Consider the following 17,645-nt stretch of genomic DNA (forward strand, 5'->3'; position numbering starts at 1 on the left):
AACCATTGATCTTGAACTGGAGGGGGTGAGACGTGCGCGTCAAGCAGCTGGCACGCCTCATGGTCGTGGCGCTCGGCGCGACGCTGGGCATCGCATCGCCGCTGGGCTCCGGCGCGGCGCACGCCGACAGCACCGTCGGGCTCGGCATGGGGACGTACGCGCAGCTGGTCGTCGACTCCGCACATAGGCACCTCTTCTTCAGCCCCGGCCGAACGGGGTCGGGCGTGCGGGTGACGGACCTGACGGGCGGTGCGCAGACGACGATCCCGAACCTGCCGGACGCCTCCGGCATGGCGCTGAGCCCGGACGGGGCGACGCTGCACGTGGCGCTCATCGAGGCGGGCGCCATCGCCGCGATCGACACCAGGACGCTGACCGAGACCCGTCGCTACAGCATCGGCGCCGGCACCTGTCCCACCTGGCTGGCGCCCGCCGGCGGGAAGCTCTACTTCGGATACGGCTGCACGTACGGCAAGGGCCTGCTGGGCTCGCTCGACCTGCGCGGAGCGGCGCCGGTCACGGCCCTCGGTCTGCCGCTCAACGGCACCTTCGTCCGCCCCCCGCTGCTGCGGAGCAACCCGGCCGACCCGGATCTGCTCTTCGTGGCAGACCGGTCCTCCGTCACCACCCCCTCCTCGGGCAGAGCGACCGTGTACGACGTCTCGTCCGGTACTCCTGCGCTGGTCGCGTCCATGCCGTCGGACACCTGCACCGGCCTGCACGACGCCGCGCTGACCCCCGACGCGAGCAGGGTGATCCTGGGCTGTTCATTTCTGAACGGCGATCAGACCGCGGCCGCCACCCAGCACGTGGCGTTCTCGACGACGGACCTGTCGGCGGCGGGCGGGTACCCGTCCGGCACCTGGCCGACGGCCGTGACGACGTCCCCGAACGGTTCCTTCGTCGTCGTCGCCAACACCAACAGGTCGGCGGAGACGTCCTCGACGATCCGGGTCGAGCGGCTCGACGGAAGCCTGGTGCGCAGCTACAAGCTGCCGACGGACACCCACGTCGAGCGGCAGGGCCTCGCGGTCAGCGCCGACAACCGCACGCTCTACGCCGTCACCACCGACCACACCGGGACCAACCCGACCCTGCGGCTGCTGACCGACTTCACGAAGGCCGAGTCCTCGCTCACCCTGTCGGCGCCGTCGAGCACGTACCGGACGAAGATCACGGTCACCGGCAAGCTGGCGTTCACCAATGCCGCCGTGTCGTCGCCGTGGACGCTCCAGGTGGCGAAGCGGGACCGCTTCGGCACCCACGTCCTGCCGAGCGTCACGACCACCGCGAACGGGACGTTCTCCTTCACCGACACGCCGCGGTTCGGCGGGGCGAACACCTACACCGTCACCTTCCCCGGGGATGCCGGCCACCTGGCGTCCAGCCGGTCCGTCACCGTGCAGGTGTCCCTGTTCACCACCGCGACGACCCGGCAACCGGCGACCGGGGTCGCGCCGCGACGGTGACCCCACGCCGGGGCGCCACCCGTAGGTTCCGCCGCCACCGCTCTTGAGATGCGAAAACGCCCGGTCGGTCCGTGAGGACCGGTCGGGCGTTTCTTCGCGGGTACGGCCTCGTCGGTGAGCCGGCCCCGCAGGGCCGGCCCACCGATGCTCACGTGGTCGGGGCGCTGGCGTCCCGGTGAGTGAGCCGGTACGTGGCGTCCTTCCCGTCCGTCTCGATCAGCACTGTCACGGGGCCGTCCAACAGGCTGCAGGTGCGGGTGGCCTCGGCTTCGAGTCCGCCCTGGCGGCCGCATATCCAGGGGCCTCGGCCGTCGAAGACCGACACGTCGGCGACTCCGGTGCCGGCGGTCCGCTTCCAGGTGAAGCTCTCCATCGCGGCGTGCTGGTCGGCCGGGATGGAGAAGCAGGCCACGAAGCGGTCCGCCCCGGTGGTCACCGCGGTCTCCGCGTTCTTCGGAAGTACCGGGCAGGGGGGCGGCCCGTCGACCCTGGAGAAGGCCATCGCGTACGTGGCGGTGGGCTTGTTGATGACGCTGTCGATCAGGGCGAAGAAGGGTGCCTGCCCGAGCAGTTCGCAGCTGTACCCCTTCGGCGAGTCGCACACTACGGCGCCGGTGGCGTCCACCACCCTGGTCGCCGTCCGCCGGTCGTAGAAGCTTTCGACCGGCTCTGACAGCGCGATGTGGGAGCCGGCCGGACTGGCCAACTGGAGGCAGTTGACCTGCCCGGCGACCCGGAACGTCCCGCGGTGCGGCGCGTCCCGCCAGCCGGTGTCGGACACCGTGGCGCAGCCCGACGGTGCCCAGGGCAGGAGCGCAGCGGCGTGCTCGACGTTGTTCTCGACCACGCCCTGCGGCTCGAACACCAGAAGGTACCGGCCGGCGGTGGGGAAGGTGCAGCGGTCGGGAATGCAGATCGCCCGGCCCTCGCGGTCGTACACCCAGCTCCACACGTCGGCGTTAGTCGCGCTGACGGTGCGCAGCCGGTAGTCGCCGGCCTCCGCGATCTCGACCGCGCGGCAGCGGATGCCGGTCAGTGCCGGCGCGGCGTCGTAGTTGCCGGGCACGAGGGTGGGGCAGCCGGCGGCGTCGGTGAGCCGCCGGATCTGTACCTGGTACGTCGGGTCGAGGCTGTCGGAGACCCACCGCGACGGAAACCAGATCATCCGGTAGGTGCCGTCGGCCGGGAGCACGCAGCCGCCGTCACCGGGGGACCAGTCGTTCGGGGACAAGCTGGTGCAGATCCGGGTACCGCTCTGGTCGACCAGCCACTCGATCGTCTCGAGCGGCCCGGTGTACGCGACCACCCGGTCACCGGCCCTGCCCTGGAACGGATGACAGTTGGTCTGCACCGGCGAGGTCAGCCGTACGTGCAGGGTCGGCTGGTCCCAGGAGGTGCCGGTGCTCGCCCCGCAGCCGTCGACGTGGTGCAGCGGCGTCACCGCCACCTGGTAGTCCCGGGCCCCGGTGACGTTGCCGCTCCACGGCAGCAGCGTGTACCGCCCTGCCGTGGGCAGGTTGCAGTACTCGACGGAGGACTGGTCGCAGATGTACCGCCCGCCGTTGTCGTACAGTCTCCACTCCATTGCGGACGGGTCGACGCGGACCGCGACCTGAGCGGCGGTGGTGGTGGAGAACGAGTGGCAGGCCCGCTCGTTCGGCTCCAACCGGCCCCGGCCGACGGCCGCGCCAGGGTCGCCGAACGGGGCCAGCTGCAGCGTCGGACAGCCGACCGCCTGGGAGATGCGCGGCAGCCTGAGGTTGTAGGCCGTCGCCATGCCGTCGATGTGCTCGATGAAGACCCGGTACGGCCCGGCCGAGTTCAGCGTGCAATCGGCGAAGGTGACGTGGGACTGGCAGAGCTGCTGGTGGCGCGCGTCCGTGATCTCCGCCCGCAGGCCGGTGAGATCACGCAGGTGCGGCTCGGCAATGAACAGCTTGCTCCCGAGTGGCTGGTCGAACGTGAAGCACCGAGCGGCCGATCCGGCCGAGAGAGTGCCGCTGAACCCTGCCGACGCCCACGAGAAGGCGTCCGCCGGCAGTTGCTCGCAGGTTGACGGCGTCCGCCTCGACTCGACCGCAAGGGTGTAGCCCCCCTTCCCGCTGCCGATCGTGGTGCTGACCGTGAGCGTGTATGGGCCGGCGGGACCGAGCCGACACTCGTCGAGGTATTCGTGGTAGGCGTTGATCTCGCACGCCTTCCACCCGTCCTGGTGGTTCACCCGGATGGTGAGGCTGACCCCGGACCGCTCCACGACCTGGAGGTACAGCACGTCCGAGTCGGCGGTCGTGCTGAACGTCCAGGTGTCCTGCGCCTGGCCGATGATCAGCCCGCAGTTGTTCACGGTGCCGAAAGTCAGCTTGCCGCCGCAGAACGAGCGGGGTTGCCGGGGTGCCGGGGCGATCGTGGCCGACCGGGTACGGGTCTGCTCCGTAGTCAGCCCGGCCACCGTGTTTCCCGACGACGCCATGGGCGTGGGGGATACGGCGGGGGCCGGAGCGGTCGGCGACGAGGCCCGGGCGGTCGCGGTGGCGGTCGGCGGCGACGCCGGGGCTGCGGCTCCGGCGGGTGTGGTGGCGGTGGACGAACGGGTGACGGCCGCGGCCGGCGTGGTCGCGCCGGGACCGGCGGAGGGTCCGACCAGGAACGTCGGGACGGTCAGCACGGCTGCGGCGGCCAGTGCGAGCCGTGGAATTCCCCTGCTGCTCCGGTTTTCCGGGCGGGCGGACAGGGTTGTCCTCACATCAACTCCCCCATGAAGTGCCGCACGGCGAACCCGCAGGCGAGGAGATGATTCCACGGAAGCTGATCTTCGACAATCGGCCGCCGGGCCGGCGGAGTCGCCGGTTCAGCAGGGGCCGTAGCCCTCGTCGAAGAGCCGGCGGGCCCAGTCCGCGTACCCGGCGATGATCTCCCGGACCGAGGTGCCGTCGTGCAGGAAGAGGTACGCCCGGTCGCCGTCGCGGGCCAGCAGCCCGTCGAATCGGTACGTCTGTTGTGGAGCGTCGAGCCGGATCGCCTCCGGGTAGCTGGTCAGCACTTCCTCGACCGGCGTGCCGACGGTGATCCCCTCCGGTGTGCTCATCGGGTCGTCCAACCAGAGCAGCACCAGCCGGTCGTCAACGAAGATCGGGCTGGCCGCCCCGTGTCCGGCCAGCGTCGGCCCGCAGGCGTCGGCCTCGGCGCGCAGCACGCCGCGGCGGGACAGCTCCTGCTCGGTGTCGCCGAACTCGATCTCGGCCAGGCCGCTGAGGTGGACCACCGCGGTGTCGCCGACCGGGCGGGCCGGTACGTTCGGCCCTTGTGGACGGACACCACTCCCCGAGATCGAGGCAGCAGTCAGCAGCGTGGCAATGAATACGAATTGTCGCAATTTCATGGAATCCCCCAGTCCCCAACGGAACCGGGCCGCTCAGGTTGCTGCTCCTCGCCGGATTGCCGGTATTCCCACTCCTCCGCCAGCTCGTCCCAGTAGTCGGCGGACAGGCCCCGCCGTCCGTGGACCAGCCAGCCGTCGGTGTGCCGCTCCAAGTGCAGACCCAGCTCGGCGAAGGGGTCGATCCACGGGCCGGGTTCGGCGCCCAACCGGGCCAGCGCCGCGTTGATCGGCCACTCGGCGCGCGGCCCGTCGAGGAGCCGGTCGACCCGCGGCCCCCAGCTCACCTCGCCACCCAGCCACACCACCGCCGCCTGGTGGCCGAGCCCTCCGGCGAACTCCGCCTCCAGGTACGCCACCGGCCCCCGCCGCGACCAGCGGGCCAGCAGCTCCGTCAACGCCGGCGAGAGGAGCAACTGGAACGGCTGCTCCGCGCTCGGCTCGTCGGTGGCGAAGTCGGGCAGCGCGCCGGTCAGCTCCTGCACCAGCTGCGGGGTCACCGGCAGCAGCGCGAAGTCCTGCCGGAGCGCGGCGAGGACCGCGTGGTCCAGCTCGGCGGTCTGCTCGCGGAGCAGCTCGACGTCCGCGACGACGGCGCTGAGCTGGTAACTCATCCGAGCCCTCCGGAATCCACAGGCTGTGGATGGAACATGTGTACGACGGATCCGGTGCCGCCGCAGATAACCGGACGGTACCCGCCGGATCGTCGGCCATCCGCCCCGTGCTGGCCGGAGCCCCGTCCCGTCGGGGCCGAGCTCCCGCTCAGGTTCGGTCAGGCCCGCTCGGCGACCCGGGCGACGAATGCGCGCCAGGCTGCCGGCGCGAAGACCAGCGCCGGCCCGGTCGGGTCCTTTGAGTCGCGTACGCCGACGATGCCGGGCAGGTTGTCGGCGACCTCTATGCAGTTGCCGCCGTTGCCGCTGCTGCGGCTGCTCTTGCGCCACCGCGCGTTGTTCAGGTCCATGTCTCCGCCACTCCGTGGTGAGGTCGACTGGTTGCCAGCGGGACAGCGCCTGACCCCTCGGGGCCGGGCGCTCCCGCTGAGGCTCGGGTCAGGCCCGCTCGGCGACCCGGGCGACGAACGCGCGCCAGGCTGCCGGCGCGAAGACGAGCGCCGGGCCGGTCGGGTCCTTCGAGTCGCGTACGCCGACGATGCCGGGCAGGTTGTCGGCGACCTCGACGCAGTCGCCCCCGTTGCCGCTGCTGCGGCTGCTCTTGCGCCACCGCGCGTTGTTCAGGTCCATGTCTCCGCCACTTCCGTGATGAGGTCGACAGACTGCCAGTGGGACAGCGCCTCGCCGCGCACGTCTTCCCACGCTGTCAGTATCGCCGCGATGTCGTCCGCGTCGCTAACCACTTGTCCCTGTAGCTGGTTGTCGAGGTAGCCCGCAACCCGGTGGTCGTGGCTGGTGGCGATCACGAAGGGTCCATTGAGACCCGCGTAGGCGCCCACCGTGGACGGCACGACGTGCACCCGGATGTGCGGCTCGGCGCACGCCGTGACCAGGGCCCGCAGTTGCTCGTGCATGGTCGCCCGGCCCCCGACCGGACGGCGGAGGACCGCCTCGTCGACGACGGCCGTGAACTGCGGCGGGTCGTCCCGCTTGAGGATGCCTTGACGGGCGAGCCGGGCCGCCAGGTGTCGCTCGACATCGCCCCTGGGAAACACGCCGCCGCCGGCGAGCACGGCGCGGGCATACGCCTCGGTCTGAAGAAGGCCCGGCAGCACGACCGACTGATACGACCGCAGCGACACCGCCTCGCGCTCGATCTCCTGCCAGGGGCGGAACCAGATCGGGTCCCGACGTCTAGATGTGTCCGGCCATATGTCCGCTACGTCCCGGCCGAGGGCTTCGGCCGCCGTGAAGCGGTGCCGAGGGTGCGGGATGCGGCCCTCGGTCAGCCAGCGCGCGACGGTCTTCGGGTCGACGCCGACGCGTTCGGCGAGGGATTCGGTGGTGTGCCCGGTGTCGCTCAGCGCCGCCCGTAGCGCGTCGTTCACGGCCCCTCCATCGGATGTCTCGAATATCCGCCGACCATATAGCTACGCGGTGTACCTGTCCGGTGACGCGCGGAAGGGTGTTCGCAGAGGACGGCGCGGCCGGTGGAGGTGAGTGAGCCCGGCGGCCGGCGTCAGTCAGGGGCCGTCTCGACGGGGAGGCGGGGCGGCCCCTCCACCGCGAAGGAGGCCCGCCCAATGCCGCCCAGGTCCCGCGTCACCGTCGGCGCCACGATCCGTGTCCCGGCCGACGCGTACCGCTTCGGGAAGGGCCCGCTGACCCTGTGGATCACCGAGGTGCTGAGCGTCGGCCGGTTCGAGGGGGCGCTCTGGGCCGAGCTGCGCGGCCACGAGGTGAATCCGGACGGGACGCTCCGCATCCGCCAGCGCTTCGCGTTCGTCCGGGTCGACCGGGCCGTCGCCGTCGAGGTGCCGTCGCGGTGAGCCGCCGCCGGGAGCACGTCCCCACCCGACCCACCTGGCGCTGCCAGGCGTGCGGCATCGCCTGGCCCTGCTCGGCGGCGAAGCTGCGGCTGCTCGCCGAGTACCGCCACGACCGGGCCGCGCTCACCGTCTACCTGGCGACCCTCCAGGCCGAGGCCGCCGGAGAACTGGCCGGTTCCGACCCCGGTACGTCCCCGGCGGGCTTGATTGACCGGTTCGTCTCCTGGGCCCGCGCCCGCGGGTGACCTTTCTCGCGTACGACGAAGGGCCGGCCCCGTGCGGGAGCCGGCCCTTCGTGTCGCTCTGTCGAGCGGAGGATACGAGATTCGAACTCGTGAGGGTGTTAACCCAACACGCTTTCCAAGCGTGCGCCCTAGGCCTCTAGGCGAATCCTCCGCGAGCCAGGATACAGGTCGCCGGCGGGCCGGCCACCCCACCACCCCCTGATGATCCACCCGGAGTCGGGTAGGCTGGTGTCACCTCCCGTGCGGCGGTACCTCGTGAACCTCCCCAGGGCCGGAAGGCAGCAAGGATAAGCGAGCTCTGCCGGGTGCACGGGAGGCCTTTTTGTCTCCGGGTGCCGGTACCGTACCTGCGGGTCAGGTAACGGGGTGGTGGGTGGTCACCCGCGCCTGACCGGCGCAGAATGGCTCGGTCGAGAGGAGGCGGTCCGGGTGGCACTGGCCCTTTACCGCAAGTACCGGCCGCGCACCTTCGCCGAGGTCATCGGGCAGGAGCACGTCACCGAGCCGCTGTCGCAGGCGCTGCGCAGCGGGCGGCTCAACCACGCCTACCTCTTCTCCGGCCCCCGGGGCTGCGGCAAGACCTCCAGCGCCCGCATCCTGGCCCGCTCGCTCAACTGTGAGCAGGGCCCCACCCCGGAGCCCTGTGGCACCTGCGCGTCCTGTCGCTCGCTGGCCACCGACGGCGCCGGCTCGATCGACGTGATCGAGATCGACGCGGCCAGCCACGGTGGCGTCGATGACGCCCGTGAGCTGCGCGAGAAGGCGTTCTTCGCGCCGGCCAGCAGCCGCTTCAAGATCTACGTCATCGACGAGGCGCACATGGTCTCGTCGGCCGGCTTCAACGCGCTGCTCAAGCTGGTCGAGGAGCCGCCGGAGTACGTCAAGTTCATCTTCGCCACCACCGAGCCGGAGAAGGTCCTCGGCACGATCAAGTCGCGGACCCACCACTACCCGTTCCGGCTGATTCCGCCGAAGACGCTCCGGCCGTACCTCGAACAGCTCTGCGAGGCGGAGGGCGTCACCGTCGAGCAGGCGGTCTTCCCGCTGGTGGTGCGCGCCGGCGGCGGCAGCGCCCGGGACAGCCTCTCCGTGCTCGACCAGCTCATCGCCGGCGCCGGCCCGGAGGGGGTCACCTACGCCCGGGCCGCCGCGCTGCTCGGCGTCACCGACTCCGCGCTGATCGACGAGATGTGCGACGCGCTGGCCGCCGGGGACGGCGCCGCCGCGTACGCCACCGTCGACCGGGTGGCCGAGGCCGGGCACGACCCGCGCCGGTTCGCCTCCGACCTGCTGGAACGCCTGCGCGACCTGATCGTGCTCCAGCAGGTGCCGGACGCCGCGGCCAAGGGTCTGATCGACGGCCCGGCCGACCACGTCGAGCGGATGGCCGCCCAGGCCCAGCGGCTCGGCCCGGGCACCCTGTCCCGCTGCGCCGACATCGTGCACAACGGCCTGGTCGACATGCGCGGCACCACCGCGCCCCGGCTGCTGCTGGAGCTGATCTGCGCCCGGATGATGCTGCCCGGCGCCGACGACACCACCGGCGGCCTGCTCCAGCGCCTGGAACGGATGGAGCGCCGGCTCACCCTGGGTGGCGCCGAGCTGCCGTCGGCCGCCGCCGGCCCCGCGCCGGTCGCCCCCGCTTCCCAGGTACGCCCCGAGCCCGCCCCCGCCGCCCCGAGCGCGCGCGTGCCGGCCGTGGAATCGCGGGACGTCGCCGTGCCGGCGGCCGCCCCGGCGGCGGAGCCGGTGACCCCGCCGGCCGCGCCCCGTCGGGTGCCGCCGGAGGCGGTGATGCCCGACCCGGCCACCCCCGCGCCGCCCCGCCCGGGCAGCAGCCCCCCGGGTGCGCTGGACGCCGTCGCGGTACGCCGTGCTTGGCCGGACATCGTCGCCAAGGTCAACCGGATCAAGAAGCCCGCGGCGGCGCTGATGCGCGACGCCGTGGTCCGTGACGTGGACGGCGACACCGTGGTGCTGACCGTCAAGTCGCCGGTCCTCGCCCAGATGATGGGCAACCACATCTCCGTGCTGTCCGACGCGCTCTACGAGGAGTTCGGCGGTCGCTGGCAGATCCGGTGCGAGGTGGCCGGCGAGCGCGGCGCGGCCACGCTCAGTGGCCCGAGCCGGGCGCCGGCCCCGACCCGACCGGCTTCCTCGCCGACCCCCGCGCCCGCCGGCCCGGCCACTGCCGGCCCGACCGGCGTGGGCCCGAGCGGCCCGTCCGGCGCGGCCAACGGCGTGGGCCCGTCCGGCTCAACCAGCGGTGCAGGCCCGTCCGGCTCAGCCAGCGGTGCAGGCAGGTCCGACGCGACCAACGGTGGCGACCTGGGCGGACCGGCGGGTCCGAACGGCGCGGGTCCGCGCGGTGCGTCGGGTGCTTCCGGCGGCGCGGGTTCGGGCGGCGCGGCTGGCCCGAACGGCGTGGCTCCGCGCGGTGCGTCCGATGCTGCCGGCAGCGTGGACTCGGGTGGCCCGGCGGGTGCGCCCGGCGGTGGAGCCGCCGGCGGTTCGGCCGGCCAGTCCACCGGCCGTGGCTCGGTCGGCGGCCCGGGGGCCGGGGGAGCTGGGACCGCCATGGGCGCAGCCGGTTCGACCCACGGTGCCTCCGGTCCTGCCGGCGGTGCCAGCGGCTCGGCGGGCAGCGACGGCGGGCAGCCCGGTGGTGCGGGGCAGGCCGGTGGTGCCGGCGGCCCGACGGCCCGGGCCCAGGCCGGCCCGGCGACCCACGGCGGGACCGGCCCGGCGGTGCACGGCCCGAGCGGCCCGGCCGATGGCGCCGGAGACGACGAGGGCTGGCCCGAGCCGGCCCGTCCGGGTGGTGGCGCGACCGCCACCGCGGGCGGCGACGAGTGGCCGGAGCCGGCCCGCCCGGGTGGGGCGACGGCCACCACGACCGCCGTGCCGAGACCGGCCGGCCCGCAGTCGGCCCCGTCGCCGGCCGTACCGACGGCGACCGGCGGGGTGCCGGTGAGCAGCGCGATCGCGGCGGCGCGGGCGGCTGCGGCGGCGGCCGGCACGGGCAAGGCGGCACGCCCCGCGCAGGCGGCGCGGAAGACCGCGGACGCCGACTGGGCCGGCGAGCCGCCGTACGACCCGGACTTCGACGGGCCGCTGCGCGGCGGTGGACGCCCCCAGCCGGCGGCGACCCCGGCGTACGAGGGGTTCGACCCCGGTGACGAGCCGCTGGACGAGGTGATCGACGAGCGGACCGCCCGGCAGTCCAGCGAGGAGCAGGCGGTGCAGCTGCTCCGGGAGGCGTTCGGCGCCGAGAAGATCGACGAGGTCGACGCGCGCTGAGCGCGCGTCGGCCACCGAGGACGTGTGCCGCCGCCCGACTAGGCTGGGCGCGGCCGAGCAGACGAGTGCGAGAAGGAGCCCTCCGTGCGCCCAGGTGGACAGCCGAACATGCAGCAGATGCTGAAGCAGGCGCAGAAGATGCAGCAGCAGATTGCCAAGGCGCAGGCCGAGCTGGCCGAGGCCGAGCTGACCGGCACCGCCGGCGGCGGCCTGGTCACCGCGACCGTCTCCGGCGCCGGTGAGATCAAGAGCATCAAGATCGACCCGAAGGCGGTCGACCCGGAGGACGTGGAGACCCTGGAGGACCTGGTCGTCGCGGCCCTGCACAACGCCGCCGAGGCGGCCAAGGAGCTGACCGAGAAGAAGATGGGTCCGGTCGCCGGCGGCATGGGCGGCCTCGGCCTGCCCGGGTTCTGAGCCGGCTGATGTACGAAGGTGCCATCCAGGACCTGATCGACGAGCTGGGGCGGCTGCCGGGCGTGGGCCCGAAGAGTGCCCAGCGGATCGCGTTCCACGTCCTGTCGGCGGACCCTGCCGACGTCAACCGGTTGGCCGGCGCGTTGCGCAAGGTCAAGGAGTTGGTCCGGTTCTGCACCACCTGCTACAACGTGGCCGAGTCCGACCAGTGCCGGATCTGCCGCGACCCGCGCCGCACCGACGAGGTGCTCTGCGTGGTCGAGGAGCCCAAGGACGTCGTGGCGATCGAGCGGACCGGTGAGTTCCGAGGCCGCTACCACGTGCTCGGCGGGGCGATCAACCCGCTGGAGGGCATCGGGCCGGACAACCTGCGCATCCGCGAGCTGATGACCCGGCTCAGCGCCGGGACGGTCCGGGAGCTGATCCTGGCCACCGACCCGAACACCGAGGGCGAGGCAACGGCGACCTACCTGGCGCTGATGGTCAAGCCGATGGGCATCTCGGTCACCCGGCTGGCCAGCGGCCTGCCGGTCGGCGGCGACCTGGAGTACGCCGACGAGATCACCCTCGGCCGCGCCTTCGAGGGCCGCCGAGCAGTCTGAGCCGTCGTACGCCACTGGGGCGGCCGAGTCGTATCCGATGGGTCCACGCGAACAGGCGTGGACCCATCGGCGTTCCACCCGGCGCACCACCAGAGCACGCCCGGGACCCTGCCCGCAGCACGCCCCGGACTAGCGGGTGCACGCCCGGTACCCCCGCCCCCGCGCGGCACCCCCTGGCGGGGCGATCTTGGACAGTTGTCGTTTCGACGGGACGGTAAGTCCAAGATTCGGTCGGACGGGGTGGGTTCCCGGGGCGGATACGCCGCTGGCCGGCACCCCGCTCGGGGGTGCCGGCCAGCGTGCGTGTTCAGGTGGGTCAGCTGTTCCAGTGCTTGGCGACCAGGTCGGCGGCCTGCTTCTCCCACTGGGCGTAGTGGTCCGGGTAGGCCGAGACCTGCACGGTCTGCGCGGCCTCGGTCAGCGGCATGTCCTTCCAACCGTCGACCTGCTTCAGACCCTTCAGGAACGCCATCGTCGAGTACTCCGGGTCGGTGATCTGCTCAACCGTGCCCCAACCCGACGACGGACGCTGCTGGAACAGGCCCTGCGAGTCGTGGTCGTTGCGCTCACCCAGGTGACCCAGGTTCTCCAGCTTCGACTCCTGCAGGGCGGTGGCGATCGCGACCACGGCGGCCCGCTCGTCCATGCCCGACTTCTTCGTCGCGGCGATGATCGCCTTGACGTTGGCGGTCTGCTCGTCGCCCAGGTCGATGTGCGACTGCTTGCCCTGCACGCCGTGCGGGATCAGCTTGCCCTTGTCCACACCGGGCTTGTCGGCCTGCACCACGGCAGCGGCCTTGGCGTCGACCGGGTTGGCGTGGGCCTCGGTCACGGGGCCGGCGAAGACGCCACCGGCGAAGGCCAGACCAGCGATACCCAGCACGCTCTTACGCAGAATGGTGGTGTTCATGGGGAAGCTCCTTCAGGGGGTTGACGCCGCCGGTCGACCAGGGGATCGACATGACAGGCGGCGTAAGCACCACGAGCAGGCGCTCACACACAAGGGGGAAAGTCTTCTGTCCGGCAGGCTTCACGAGCGGGGGGCTCGCGGCGCCGGGTCCATGTGCAACGACCGGCGGCCCACCATCATTCCGGGGGCCCGCATCCCGGGCGGCCCAAGTGATCGGGCCAGGCCAGCGGGGGTGCTGCTGCGATCGTCCAGGTGATGTAACGACCTCGGGCCGGCCGCCATTCCGGGGTGGGGGTGCCGCCGGTCACTGGACGCCTACCCGATCCGGGCATGAACCGGACATCGTGCCGGACGGACGCCGGCGCGAAACGGACAGCCGCCGCAGGTCACCCCGGGCCCGGGCCATCGGCTCCCGGGTCCGTGGTTTGTCGCCCTACGACAACACGACCGGACCTGGACGACCGACACCGTTTCGCCGAGATGGCGGTCTCCACGCCGATCTGACACCGCCACTACGGCGACATCGGCTGACGCCCACCCGACCCGGACGCCGACCACCGGACGTCGACGGGTGAGGACCGGTCGCCTCGGCGGCGGGCACCGTCCGCCTGGCGGCAGGTGGGGCGGGTGTCCGCGTACCCGGAGAGGAGCCGGCGGGGGCGGGCGGTGGTCCGGAGGGAGGGTTTGCGAGGTTTTAGTGGGTTCTGGCCGGCGGGGCGGGAACGGTCCGGGCCGGGGTGCCGGGTGTGACAGTCCCGTTTGTCGGCCGATCCGAGGCTGTCAGACGCGGTCACTTGGTGTCGGCTTGATAGCGATTGCCTAACGGCCGTTCCGCTGCGGGTGAGTCCTGTCATAGCCTCCCGCTCACGGACCGGCCATGAAACCGGCGTGGTCACGCGGATGACAGAGGTGAGAGATGCAGGCGAGAAGGCTTAGAACGGCCGTGACCCTCGCGGCCGTTGCAGCCCTGGCGGTCGGCGCGGCCGGCTGTGCGGAAAGCGACCGCAGCGACGACAGCGGCGAGGCCAAGACGGGCGGCACCTTCATCTTCGCGGGTGCCGGTGACCCCAAGAACTTCGACCCGATCTTCAACGATGACGGTGAGTCGTTCCGGCCGATCCGGCAGATGTACGACACCCTCATCCAGCACAAGCCGGGGACGGCCGAGCTTCAGGGCGGCCTGGCGGAGAGCTGGGAGCACGACCCCGAGGGCAAGGTCTGGACCTTCAAGCTGCGCCAGGGCGTGAAGTTCCACGACGGCACCCCCTTCAACGCCGCGGCGGTCTGCTTCAACTTCGACCGCTGGTACAACATGAAGGGCGCCGCCGCCCAGTCGCAGATGATCTACTACATGGACGTCTTCGGCGGCTTCGCGAAGAACGAGAACCCCGACGCCGGCAAGCCGGTCTACAACAAGTGCGAGGCCAAGGACGACGGCACCGCCGTCATCACCCTCAACCAGTACAAGGGTGCGTTCCCCGGCGCCTTCGCGCTGACCGCGCTCTCGATCGCCAGCCCGGAGGCCCTGAAGAAGGGCGACGCCGACACGGTCAAGCAGAACGGCGACTCGTTCGAGTACAGCTCGTTCGCCACCAGCGGCCCGGTCGGCACCGGCCCGTTCACGTTCGGCGGCTGGGACAAGGCCAAGAACGAGATCACCCTGAACCGGAACCCGGACTACTTCGGGGAGAAGGCCAAGGTCGACAAGCTGATCATCAAGATCATCAAGGACGAGAACACCCGCAAGCAGGAGCTGCGCGCGGGCACCGTCCAGGGCATCGACTTCCCGGCCCCGGCCGACCGCAAGGCGCTCGAGGGTGAGGGCTTCCAGGTCGTCGCCCGGCCGGCGTTCAACATCCTCTACCTGGGCATCAACCAGAAGAACCCGAAGCTGAAGGACCTGCGGGTGCGCCAGGCGATCGCCTACGCCCTCAACCGTCAGCAGCTCGTGCAGACCAAGGGCCCGGGTGGGACCAAGGTCGCCGACGAGTTCATGCCGGACACCGTGCTCGGCTACGCCCCGGACGTGCAGAAGTACGAGTACAACCCGGAGAAGGCCAAGCAGCTGCTCAAGGAGGCCGGCGCCGAGGGTCTGACCCTCAACTTCTACTACCCGCCGGACGTCTCCCGGCCGTACATGCCGAACCCGCAGGAGATCTTCACGATCCTCGCCAACGACCTGCAGGCCGTCGGCATCAAGGTCAACGGTGTGCCGCGTCCGTGGAACGGTGGCTTCAAGGACGACGTGCAGCAGTTCGGCAAGCAGGACCTGCACATCCTGGGCTGGACCGGTGACTACAACGACCCGGGCAACTTCGTCGGCACGTTCTTCGGCCGCGGCAAGGTCGAGTTCGGCGACCAGTCGATGACCGAGATGTTCGACGCCATCGCCAAGGCCGACGCCACCGTCGACGAGGCGGCCAAGAAGGCGGCCTGGGAGCAGGTCAACCGGGACATCGCCAGCAAGTGGCTGCCGGCCGTGCCGGTCTGGCACGCCCCGCCGGCCATCGTCGTCACCAAGGACGTCAAGGGTCTGGTCGCCAGCCCGCTGACCGACGAGCGGTTCAACACGGTCAGCGTCACCAAGTGACGTACGTCGGCTGACGCCGTAAGCGCGTATCGGCCCGGGTCGGGGGCTCCACCCCGGCCCGGGCCGATTCCGCGAACATCGAGAGTCTGGTGTGTGAGAGATGTTGCGAGTCATAGTCCGCCGCCTGCTGCAGCTGGTGGTGACCCTGATAGCGCTGTCGGCGCTGATCTTCATCTGGCTGCGGAACCTGCCCGGCGGCCCGGTGGAGGCGCTGCTCGGCGAGCGGGCCACCCCGGAACGTCGCGCCCTGCTGATCAAGGCGCTCGGCTACGACCAGCCGATCCTGGTGCAGTACGGCAAGTTCATGCAGCGGGTCCTCACCGGGGACTTCGGCAACTCGATCCGGACCGGTGACCCGGTCACCGAGGTGATCGGGCGCGCCTTCCCCGCCACCATCGAGCTGGCCCTCGCCGCGATGATCATCGCGGTGGGCCTGGGCATCCCGCTCGGCTACCTCGCCGCCCGCTGGCGCGGTCGCTCCCTCGACAACCTGACGATCGCCGGCACCCTGATCGGCATCTCGATCCCGATCTTCTTCCTGGGCTACCTGCTCAAGGACGTCTTCACCCAGAACATCCACTGGTTTCCGCCGTCCGGGCGGGTCACCACCGGGCTGGACAACACCAACGTCACCGGGTTCTACGTCCTCGACGGTCTGCTGACCCGGGAGTTCGACGCCAGCGCCGACGCGCTCTGGCACCTGATCCTGCCGGCGGTCACGCTGGCCACCATCCCGCTGGCGGTGATCGTCCGGATCACCCGGGCCAGCGTGCTCGACGTGCTCAACGAGGACTACGTGCGCACCGCCGAGGCCAAGGGCCTGCGGCACCAGACCATCCGGGGCCGGCACATCCTGCGCAACGCCCTGCTGCCGGTGGTCACCACCATCGGCCTGCAGACCGGCGCGCTGCTCTCCGGCGCGGTGCTCACCGAGAAGGTCTACAACTGGGGCGGGCTCGGCACGCTGATCGTCGACTCGATCACCGGCGGCCGGGACTACCCGGTGCTCCAGGCGATCATCCTGCTGGCCGCCCTGGTCTTCGTGGTGGTCAACCTCCTGGTCGACCTCTCCTACGCCTTCATCGACCCGAGGGTGCGTGTCCGATGACCGATCCGACCACCCAGGCCGGCGCCACCGCGCCGGCGCCCCGTACCGGTGACGAGCGCACGGGCGGCGTGAGCGAGCGGAACATCGGCCTGCTCGGCGACCGGAAGAAGGCGCGGCTGGACGAGCTGGCCCGGGCCACCGCCGACAACGGCGGCATCAGCCTCTTCCGCGACGCGCTGCAACGGCTCCGGCGCAACCCGGTCGCCATCGTCGGCGCCATCATCGTCGGGCTGTTCATCCTCGTGGCGGTCTTCGCGCCGCTGATCGCGCCGCACGACCCGGCGCAGGAGTTCGACGCGCTCACCAAGAACCTGACCGTGGAGAACATCCCGGGGGCCACCGACGGGCACCCGCTCGGCTCCGACCCGCTGGGTCGCGACTTCCTCTCCCGGCTCATCTACGGCAGCCGACAGACCCTCTTCGTCGGCGTGCTCGCCACCCTGATCGGTCTCTCCCTCGGCGTGCTGCTCGGCGCGATCGCGGGTGCCTTCGGTGGCTGGGTCGACGTCGTCCTGATGCGACTCACCGACGTGATGCTGGCGCTGCCCAGCCTGCTGCTGGCGATCACCCTGGTCGCCATGGCCAGCAGGTCCAGCCAGTGGACGGTCATCTTCGCGGTGGCCATCGTCAGCGTGCCGATCTTCGCCCGGTTGCTGCGTGGCTCGATGCTCGCCCAGCGGGAGAGCGACCACGTGCTCGCCGCGCGGGCGCTCGGCGTCAAGGAGCGCAACATCGTGCTGCGGCACATGCTGCCCAACTCGCTGACCGCGGTGATCGTGCAGGCCACCCTCACCTTCGCGGTGGCGATCCTGGACGCGGCAGCGCTCTCCTTCCTGGGCCTCGGCGACCCGGACATCAACCGCGCCGAGTGGGGCCTGATGCTCGGCGTGGACGGCGTCCACTACTTCGAGGCCCGCCCCGAGCTGGCCTACTACCCGGCGCTCGCGATCATCGTGGTCGCGCTCGGCTTCACCCTGCTGGGCGAGGCGATGCGCGACGCCATCGACCCGAAGAACCGGCGGTGAGGGCGGTGCGGCGGACCAGCACGGCCGGCGTGGGCCGCCGGCGAGCGCGAGGAGTCAGCTTGCGAGCCCCGCAGTCGCGAGCGAAGGGCCAGTACCGGCGAGCGCGAGGAGTGAGCTTGCGAGCCCCGCAGTCGCGAGCGAACGACCAGTGCAGTGAGGA

The 17,645-nt window shown here is 71.5% G+C and carries 16 protein-coding genes, 1 tRNA gene and 1 other RNA gene; 10 read left to right on the plus strand and 8 right to left on the minus strand.

Annotated features, from left to right (window positions below; genetic code table 11):
* Positions 1-32 precede the first annotated feature (32 nt).
* Positions 33-1,469: a YncE family protein gene (locus FHX75_RS17835; RefSeq protein ID WP_154941278.1), complete on the plus strand. Its 1,437-nt coding sequence runs from the start codon at positions 33-35 to the stop codon at positions 1,467-1,469.
* A gap of 148 nt (positions 1,470-1,617) precedes the next feature.
* On the opposite strand, the gene FHX75_RS17840 is transcribed toward FHX75_RS17835, so the two are convergent.
* From FHX75_RS17840 to FHX75_RS17865, 6 genes are all read right to left on the minus strand, one after another.
* Positions 1,618-3,939 carry a hypothetical protein gene (locus tag FHX75_RS17840; RefSeq protein WP_154941279.1) on the minus strand — a complete coding sequence of 774 codons (2,322 nt, stop codon included), beginning with the start codon at positions 3,937-3,939 and terminating at the stop codon, positions 1,618-1,620.
* Between the two features lie 378 nt (positions 3,940-4,317).
* The gene (locus FHX75_RS17845; protein ID WP_425463517.1) at positions 4,318-4,812 is read right to left on the minus strand and encodes a hypothetical protein; all 495 of its coding nucleotides are present in this window, start codon (positions 4,810-4,812) and stop codon (positions 4,318-4,320) included.
* A gap of 32 nt (positions 4,813-4,844) precedes the next feature.
* Positions 4,845-5,459, minus strand: coding sequence for a hypothetical protein (locus FHX75_RS17850; protein ID WP_154941281.1), 615 nt, complete (start codon positions 5,457-5,459; stop codon positions 4,845-4,847).
* 158 nt (positions 5,460-5,617) lie between these two features.
* Entirely contained in the window at positions 5,618-5,809 is a 192-nt protein-coding gene (locus FHX75_RS17855; protein ID WP_154941282.1) for a DUF397 domain-containing protein, read from the minus strand.
* An 88-nt stretch (positions 5,810-5,897) separates the two neighbouring features.
* Positions 5,898-6,089 carry a DUF397 domain-containing protein gene (locus FHX75_RS17860; RefSeq protein WP_154941283.1) on the minus strand — a complete coding sequence of 64 codons (192 nt, stop codon included), beginning with the start codon at positions 6,087-6,089 and terminating at the stop codon, positions 5,898-5,900.
* Positions 6,080-6,847 (minus strand): helix-turn-helix domain-containing protein, encoded by a 768-nt coding sequence (locus FHX75_RS17865; RefSeq protein WP_154941284.1) that lies wholly within the window; start codon positions 6,845-6,847, stop codon positions 6,080-6,082. Before FHX75_RS17865 ends, FHX75_RS17860 begins: the two co-directional genes overlap by 10 nt.
* A 195-nt stretch (positions 6,848-7,042) precedes the next feature.
* Here FHX75_RS17865 and FHX75_RS17870 point away from each other — a divergent pair, with 195 nt between their 5' ends.
* A complete protein-coding gene (locus tag FHX75_RS17870) occupies positions 7,043-7,288 on the plus strand; it encodes a hypothetical protein (RefSeq protein ID WP_154941285.1) in 246 nt (81 codons plus the stop codon).
* The gene (locus FHX75_RS17875) at positions 7,285-7,533 is read left to right on the plus strand and encodes a flavin reductase (RefSeq protein ID WP_154941286.1); all 249 of its coding nucleotides are present in this window, start codon (positions 7,285-7,287) and stop codon (positions 7,531-7,533) included. The genes FHX75_RS17870 and FHX75_RS17875 overlap by 4 nt, the downstream gene beginning before the upstream one ends.
* A 66-nt stretch (positions 7,534-7,599) precedes the next feature.
* Here FHX75_RS17875 and FHX75_RS17880 read toward each other — a convergent pair.
* Positions 7,600-7,684 (minus strand) — tRNA-Ser (locus tag FHX75_RS17880).
* An 81-nt stretch (positions 7,685-7,765) separates the two neighbouring features.
* Between FHX75_RS17880 and ffs the strand changes: the two genes are divergently transcribed.
* The 4 genes from ffs to recR all read left to right on the plus strand — a co-directional run bounded on the left by ffs (position 7,766) and on the right by recR (position 11,852).
* Positions 7,766-7,855: signal recognition particle sRNA small type (gene ffs / locus FHX75_RS17885), an RNA gene on the plus strand.
* A gap of 107 nt (positions 7,856-7,962) precedes the next feature.
* On the plus strand, positions 7,963-10,833 hold the full coding sequence (locus tag FHX75_RS17890) for a DNA polymerase III subunit gamma and tau (RefSeq protein WP_154941287.1): 2,871 nt from the start codon (positions 7,963-7,965) through the stop codon (positions 10,831-10,833).
* Positions 10,834-10,941: 108 nt separating this feature from the next.
* The gene (locus tag FHX75_RS17895) at positions 10,942-11,250 is read left to right on the plus strand and encodes a YbaB/EbfC family nucleoid-associated protein (protein ID WP_218896632.1); all 309 of its coding nucleotides are present in this window, start codon (positions 10,942-10,944) and stop codon (positions 11,248-11,250) included.
* 8 nt (positions 11,251-11,258) lie between these two features.
* Complete coding sequence (recR, locus tag FHX75_RS17900; protein ID WP_154941289.1) at positions 11,259-11,852, plus strand: recombination mediator RecR; 594 nt, start codon at positions 11,259-11,261, stop codon at positions 11,850-11,852.
* Positions 11,853-12,168: 316 nt separating this feature from the next.
* Here recR and FHX75_RS17905 read toward each other — a convergent pair whose 3' ends face one another.
* Positions 12,169-12,762 (minus strand): hypothetical protein, encoded by a 594-nt coding sequence (locus FHX75_RS17905; RefSeq protein ID WP_154941290.1) that lies wholly within the window; start codon positions 12,760-12,762, stop codon positions 12,169-12,171.
* Between the two features lie 916 nt (positions 12,763-13,678).
* Here FHX75_RS17905 and FHX75_RS17910 point away from each other — a divergent pair.
* The 3 genes from FHX75_RS17910 (at position 13,679) to FHX75_RS17920 (ending at position 17,485) form a co-directional block, all read left to right on the plus strand.
* Positions 13,679-15,352: an ABC transporter substrate-binding protein gene (locus FHX75_RS17910; RefSeq protein ID WP_154941291.1), complete on the plus strand. Its 1,674-nt coding sequence runs from the start codon at positions 13,679-13,681 to the stop codon at positions 15,350-15,352.
* A gap of 100 nt (positions 15,353-15,452) precedes the next feature.
* A complete protein-coding gene (locus FHX75_RS17915; protein WP_154941292.1) occupies positions 15,453-16,460 on the plus strand; it encodes an ABC transporter permease in 1,008 nt (335 codons plus the stop codon).
* Positions 16,457-17,485, plus strand: coding sequence for an ABC transporter permease (locus FHX75_RS17920; RefSeq protein ID WP_246158166.1), 1,029 nt, complete (start codon positions 16,457-16,459; stop codon positions 17,483-17,485). The genes FHX75_RS17915 and FHX75_RS17920 overlap by 4 nt, the downstream gene beginning before the upstream one ends.
* The last annotated feature ends 160 nt before the right edge of the window (positions 17,486-17,645 follow it).

This window comes from Micromonospora palomenae (assembly GCF_007829925.1).
Classification (GTDB): domain Bacteria; phylum Actinomycetota; class Actinomycetes; order Mycobacteriales; family Micromonosporaceae; genus Micromonospora; species Micromonospora purpureochromogenes.

What these genes read in the sequence shown, in the direction of transcription:
- FHX75_RS17910 (WP_154941291.1), top strand. Translation starts at nt 13,679, where the DNA reads ATGCAGGCGAGAAGGCTTAGAACGGCCGTGACCCTCGCGGCCGTTGCA.
- FHX75_RS17840 (WP_154941279.1), bottom strand. Translation starts at nt 3,939, where the DNA reads ATGGCGTCGTCGGGAAACACGGTGGCCGGGCTGACTACGGAGCAGACC.
- FHX75_RS17860 (WP_154941283.1), bottom strand. Translation starts at nt 6,089, where the DNA reads ATGGACCTGAACAACGCGCGGTGGCGCAAGAGCAGCCGCAGCAGCGGC.
- FHX75_RS17850 (WP_154941281.1), bottom strand. Translation starts at nt 5,459, where the DNA reads ATGAGTTACCAGCTCAGCGCCGTCGTCGCGGACGTCGAGCTGCTCCGC.
- FHX75_RS17895 (WP_218896632.1), top strand. Translation starts at nt 10,942, where the DNA reads ATGCAGCAGATGCTGAAGCAGGCGCAGAAGATGCAGCAGCAGATTGCC.
- recR (WP_154941289.1), top strand. Translation starts at nt 11,259, where the DNA reads ATGTACGAAGGTGCCATCCAGGACCTGATCGACGAGCTGGGGCGGCTG.
- FHX75_RS17870 (WP_154941285.1), top strand. Translation starts at nt 7,043, where the DNA reads ATGCCGCCCAGGTCCCGCGTCACCGTCGGCGCCACGATCCGTGTCCCG.
- FHX75_RS17905 (WP_154941290.1), bottom strand. Translation starts at nt 12,762, where the DNA reads ATGAACACCACCATTCTGCGTAAGAGCGTGCTGGGTATCGCTGGTCTG.
- FHX75_RS17855 (WP_154941282.1), bottom strand. Translation starts at nt 5,809, where the DNA reads ATGGACCTGAACAACGCGCGGTGGCGCAAGAGCAGCCGCAGCAGCGGC.
- FHX75_RS17920 (WP_246158166.1), top strand. Translation starts at nt 16,457, where the DNA reads ATGACCGATCCGACCACCCAGGCCGGCGCCACCGCGCCGGCGCCCCGT.
- FHX75_RS17915 (WP_154941292.1), top strand. Translation starts at nt 15,453, where the DNA reads ATGTTGCGAGTCATAGTCCGCCGCCTGCTGCAGCTGGTGGTGACCCTG.